Raw genomic sequence first — 2500 nt, forward strand, 5'->3', positions numbered from 1 at the left:
TTTTGCCTATTCCTTCWCCCGAGTTCTCTCAAGCGCCTTAGAATTCTCATCCCATCCACCTGTGTCGGTTGGGGTACGGTCATCTGTTACCTGAAGCTTAGAGACTTTTCCTGGAAGCAGGGTATCAATCACTTCGTTCCCTACGGAACTCGTCATCACGCCTTGGCATTGTGTCTTCGGATTTGCCTAAAAACACTGCCTACACGCTTAAACCAGCACTTCCAACCGCTGGCTGACCTAACCTTCTCCGTCATCCCATCGCAGTAACAAACGGTACAGGAATATTAACCTGTTTCCCATCGACTACGCATTTCTGCCTCGCCTTAGGGGCCGACTCACCCTGCTCCGATTAGCGTTGAGCAGGAAACCTTGGATTTTCGGCGAGGGGGCCTCTCACCCCCTTTATCGTTACTCATGTCAGCATTCGCACTTGTGATATCTCCAGCAAGCTTCTCAACTCACCTTCACAGACTTACACAACGCTCCTCTACCATGCCATCCATAGGATGGCATCCATAGCTTCGGTATATGGCTTAAGCCCCGGTACATCTTCCGCGCAGGCCGACTCGACTAGTGAGCTATTACGCTTTCTTTAAAGGGTGGCTGCTTCTAAGCCAACCTCCTAGCTGTCTGTGCCTTCCCACCTCGTTTTCCACTGAGCCATAATTTTGGGACCTTAGCTGATGGTCTGGGTTGTTTCCCTTTCCACGACGGACGTTATCACCCGCCGTGTGTCTCCCGTGATTGCACTTCTCGGTATTCGGAGTTTGCATGGGGTTGGTAAGTCGAGATGACCCCCTAGCCCAAACAGTGCTCTACCCCCGAGAGTGAGACACGAGGCGCTACCTAAATAGCTTTCGAGGAGAACCAGCTATCTCCTGGCTTGATTAGCCTTTCACTCCGATCCACAGTTCATCCCCGTCTTTTTCAACAGACGTGGGTTCGGCCCTCCAGTAAGTGTTACCTCACCTTCAGCCTGACCATGGATAGATCGCCAGGTTTCGGGTCTAATCCCAGCAACTCGTCGCCCTATTAAGACTCGGTTTCCCTTCGCCTCCCCTATTCGGTTAAGCTCGCTACTGAAATTAAGTCGCTGACCCATTATACAAAAGGTACGCAGTCACCCCATCACTAAGCTACCTCTGCTTGTTTGGTTAGGTTAGGTTGGGCTCGCTCTCGCTCGCCACCTCAACAAAAACGCTCGCTCACCATTTGCTTGTGGCGGCTTGTTTTGTTGGTTGGGCTCGCTCTCGCTCGCCACCTCCCAATCAAAGGTGTTTAATAACGCATCACTAAAAAAATAGCTTAGTGATGGGGCTCCCACTGCTTGTACGCACACGGTTTCAGGTTCTATTTCACTCCCCTCAACGGGGTTCTTTTCGCCTTTCCCTCACGGTACTGGTTCACTATCGGTCGATAAGGAGTATTTAGCCTTGGAGGATGGTCCCCCCATGTTCAGACAAGGTTTCACGTGCCCCGCCCTACTTGTCGCAAGCCTAGTACCTTAAGCACCTTTTCGTGTACGGGACTATCACCCTCTATCGCAGGCCTTTCCAGACCATTCCACTAAAATGCTTAATATCACTTGCAGGCTGTTTCCCGTTCGCTCGCCGCTACTTAGGAAATCTCGGTTGATTTCTGTTCCTCCGGCTACTTAGATGTTTCAGTTCGCCGGGTTCGCCTCGTTAAGCTATGTATTCACTTAACGATACCTACCCAAGGGTAAGTGGGTTGCCCCATTCGGAAATCGTAGGCTCAAAGCTTGTTTATCAGCTCCCCTACGCTTATCGCAGATTACTACGTCCTTCATCGCCTCTTATCGCCAAGGCATCCACCATGTGCGCTTATTCACTTGACCATATAACCCGAAGTCAACTTGGGATATATGTCGTTTTGCTACATCAGTTTCTTTACTATAAAACTCATCTGTATCTCTACAGTTAAGTCTTATGCCTTGTTACTTTCCGTTTTGTTAAAGAGCAGTGCCGAAACACTTGTCAGTCAACTCATCGATATAAGTCCACTCACAGCTGTTTCTTTACTTTTGAGAGATTATCGGGTGGCACTTGTTTCGCTCCACTTAGTTGGTGGAACCAATCTATCGCTCCACTTAGTTGGTGGAACCTGATTTACCGCTCCACTTAGTTGGTGGAGCTAGGCGGGATCGAACCGCCGACCTCCTGCGTGCAAGGCAGGCGCTCTCCCAGCTGAGCTATAGCCCCATCTTGGGTTTTCCTTTGGGTTACCACTTAACCCCTGTTTCAAGGGCTTTTTCGCAGATTGTTCGGTTTTGTCGGCGAAGCTGCTTCTCGGCAGTGAGCTGACAAAAGCGGGCAATATGCGGAAAAGTGGTGGGTCTGGGAAGATTTGAACTTCCGACCTCACCCTTATCAGGGGTGCGCTCTAACCAACTGAGCTACAGACCCAGATATCTCTCTGTCAAATCAAGTAATTTGTGTGAGTACTTACGCAGTCGTTTCTCTATGAAAGGAGGTGATCC

Annotated in this window: 2 tRNA genes and 2 rRNA genes (1 of these 4 cut by a window edge); all 4 read right to left on the reverse strand. The window is 49.9% G+C overall.

Annotated features, from left to right (window positions below):
• A 23S ribosomal RNA gene (locus MPL1_RS13060) occupies nt 1–1858 on the reverse strand; the annotation flags it as partial.
• A 288-nt stretch (nt 1859–2146) separates the two neighbouring features.
• A tRNA-Ala gene (locus MPL1_RS13065) sits at nt 2147–2222 on the reverse strand.
• A 127-nt stretch (nt 2223–2349) separates the two neighbouring features.
• A tRNA-Ile gene (locus MPL1_RS13070) sits at nt 2350–2426 on the reverse strand.
• A 60-nt stretch (nt 2427–2486) separates the two neighbouring features.
• Nucleotides 2487–2500: ribosomal RNA gene (locus MPL1_RS13075) — 16S ribosomal RNA — on the reverse strand; it runs 1522 nt beyond the window's last position.

The organism is Methylophaga lonarensis MPL (assembly GCF_000349205.1).
Lineage (GTDB): Bacteria > Pseudomonadota > Gammaproteobacteria > Nitrosococcales > Methylophagaceae > Methylophaga > Methylophaga lonarensis.